The organism is Pantoea sp. E956-1 (genome assembly GCF_982223955.1).
Window position 1 is genome coordinate 1 of sequence record NZ_CEUYZP010000024.1, and the last position, 3,198, is coordinate 3,198.

Genomic DNA, 3,198 nt, shown 5'->3' on the forward strand with positions numbered 1-3,198 from the left:
GGGTGACGAGTGGCGGACGGGTGAGTAATGTCTGGGGATCTGCCCGATAGAGGGGGATAACCACTGGAAACGGTGGCTAATACCGCATAACGTCGCAAGACCAAAGAGGGGGACCTTCGGGCCTCTCACTATCGGATGAACCCAGATGGGATTAGCTAGTAGGCGGGGTAATGGCCCACCTAGGCGACGATCCCTAGCTGGTCTGAGAGGATGACCAGCCACACTGGAACTGAGACACGGTCCAGACTCCTACGGGAGGCAGCAGTGGGGAATATTGCACAATGGGCGCAAGCCTGATGCAGCCATGCCGCGTGTATGAAGAAGGCCTTCGGGTTGTAAAGTACTTTCAGCGGGGAGGAAGGCGATGGGGTTAATAACCCTGTCGATTGACGTTACCCGCAGAAGAAGCACCGGCTAACTCCGTGCCAGCAGCCGCGGTAATACGGAGGGTGCAAGCGTTAATCGGAATTACTGGGCGTAAAGCGCACGCAGGCGGTCTGTTAAGTCAGATGTGAAATCCCCGGGCTTAACCTGGGAACTGCATTTGAAACTGGCAGGCTTGAGTCTTGTAGAGGGGGGTAGAATTCCAGGTGTAGCGGTGAAATGCGTAGAGATCTGGAGGAATACCGGTGGCGAAGGCGGCCCCCTGGACAAAGACTGACGCTCAGGTGCGAAAGCGTGGGGAGCAAACAGGATTAGATACCCTGGTAGTCCACGCCGTAAACGATGTCGACTTGGAGGTTGTTCCCTTGAGGAGTGGCTTCCGGAGCTAACGCGTTAAGTCGACCGCCTGGGGAGTACGGCCGCAAGGTTAAAACTCAAATGAATTGACGGGGGCCCGCACAAGCGGTGGAGCATGTGGTTTAATTCGATGCAACGCGAAGAACCTTACCTACTCTTGACATCCAGCGAACTTGGCAGAGATGCCTTGGTGCCTTCGGGAACGCTGAGACAGGTGCTGCATGGCTGTCGTCAGCTCGTGTTGTGAAATGTTGGGTTAAGTCCCGCAACGAGCGCAACCCTTATCCTTTGTTGCCAGCGATTCGGTCGGGAACTCAAAGGAGACTGCCGGTGATAAACCGGAGGAAGGTGGGGATGACGTCAAGTCATCATGGCCCTTACGAGTAGGGCTACACACGTGCTACAATGGCGCATACAAAGAGAAGCGACCTCGCGAGAGCAAGCGGACCTCACAAAGTGCGTCGTAGTCCGGATCGGAGTCTGCAACTCGACTCCGTGAAGTCGGAATCGCTAGTAATCGTGGATCAGAATGCCACGGTGAATACGTTCCCGGGCCTTGTACACACCGCCCGTCACACCATGGGAGTGGGTTGCAAAAGAAGTAGGTAGCTTAACCTTCGGGAGGGCGCTTACCACTTTGTGATTCATGACTGGGGTGAAGTCGTAACAAGGTAACCGTAGGGGAACCTGCGGTTGGATCACCTCCTTACCTGAAGATACCTTCCCGCGCAGTGTCCACACAGATTGTCTGATAAAAAGTAACGAGCAGAAAAAACCTCTACAGGCTTGTAGCTCAGGTGGTTAGAGCGCACCCCTGATAAGGGTGAGGTCGGTGGTTCAAGTCCACTCAGGCCTACCAAATTTCTTCTCATGCTGCGTTATGCGCGCGGTCGTTTACCTGAGTAAACTTCCCTTCCGCATGCCTTGCCTGAAAAGAAATTGCATCCTTCTCCTGAAGAATGTAACTCGGTTGAGTGGTAGTAGTGGTCTCTGCAGTAACTGTATGGGGCTATAGCTCAGCTGGGAGAGCGCCTGCCTTGCACGCAGGAGGTCAGCGGTTCGATCCCGCTTAGCTCCACCATACCGTTTATCTGTTTTTTTCTGAAATACCTCAGAGCATACCGGCAACGGTGTGCTGCGACGTATTATGCTCTTTAACAATCCGGAACAAGCTGAAAATTGAAACGACGCAGCGCGTCATTCCTCCGTAATAAGGAATGACAGGCGATGCGTTCGAGTCTCTCAAATGCTTGCAATTCGCAGCGTTGTAAAACGCCTGTGGGTTGTGAGGTTAAGCGACTAAGCGTACACGGTGGATGCCCAGGCAGTCAGAGGCGATGAAGGACGTGCTAATCTGCGTAAAGCGACGGTAAGGTGATATGAACCGCTACAGCCGTCGATGTCCGAATGGGGAAACCCGGTGCACTCTGTGCATCATTGCAGCATGAATACATAGTGCTGCAAGGCGAACCGGGGGAACTGAAACATCTAAGTACCCCGAGGAAAAGAAATCAACCGAGATTCCCCCAGTAGCGGCGAGCGAACGGGGAGCAGCCCAGAGCCTGAATCAGTTTGTGTGTTAGTGGAAGCGTCTGGAAAGTCGCAGGGTACAGGGTGATACTCCCGTACACAAAAACACACATGCTGTGAGCTCGATGAGTAAGGCGGGACACGTGGTATCCTGTCTGAATATGGGGGGACCATCCTCCAAGGCTAAATACTCCTGACTGACCGATAGTGAACCAGTACCGTGAGGGAAAGGCGAAAAGAACCCCGGCGAGGGGAGTGAAACAGAACCTGAAACCGTGTACGTACAAGCAGTGGGAGCCTTCTTTATGGGGGTGACTGCGTACCTTTTGTATAATGGGTCAGCGACTTATATTCTGTAGCAAGGTTAACCGTATAGGGGAGCCGCAGGGAAACCGAGTCTTAACTGGGCGTTAAGTTGCAGGGTATAGACCCGAAACCCGGTGATCTAGCCATGGGCAGGTTGAAGGTTGGGTAACACTAACTGGAGGACCGAACCGACTAATGTTGAAAAATTAGCGGATGACCTGTGGCTGGGGGTGAAAGGCCAATCAAACCGGGAGATAGCTGGTTCTCCCCGAAAGCTATTTAGGTAGCGCCTCGTGAACTCATCTCCGGGGGTAGAGCACTGTTTCGGCTAGGGGGCCATCCCGGCTTACCAACCCGATGCAAACTGCGAATACCGGAGAATGTTATCACGGGAGACACACGGCGGGTGCTAACGTCCGTCGTGAAGAGGGAAACAACCCAGACCGCCAGCTAAGGTCCCAAAGTCATGGTTAAGTGGGAAACGATGTGGGAAGGCACAGACAGCCAGGATGTTGGCTTAGAAGCAGCCATCATTTAAAGAAAGCGTAATAGCTCACTGGTCGAGTCGGCCTGCGCGGAAGATGTAACGGGGCTAAACCATGCACCGAAGCTGCGGCAGCG

The 3,198-nt window shown here is 53.7% G+C and carries 2 tRNA genes and 2 rRNA genes; all 4 read left to right on the plus strand.

The window, feature by feature from the left end:
• Positions 1-1,450 (plus strand): 16S ribosomal RNA (locus tag AC0T7J_RS25025); the annotation flags it as partial.
• A gap of 73 nt (positions 1,451-1,523) precedes the next feature.
• Positions 1,524-1,600 (plus strand) — tRNA-Ile (locus AC0T7J_RS25030).
• A 146-nt stretch (positions 1,601-1,746) separates the two neighbouring features.
• Positions 1,747-1,822, plus strand: a tRNA-Ala gene (locus AC0T7J_RS25035).
• Positions 1,823-2,030: 208 nt separating this feature from the next.
• Positions 2,031-3,198: ribosomal RNA gene (locus tag AC0T7J_RS25040) — 23S ribosomal RNA — on the plus strand; the annotation flags it as partial.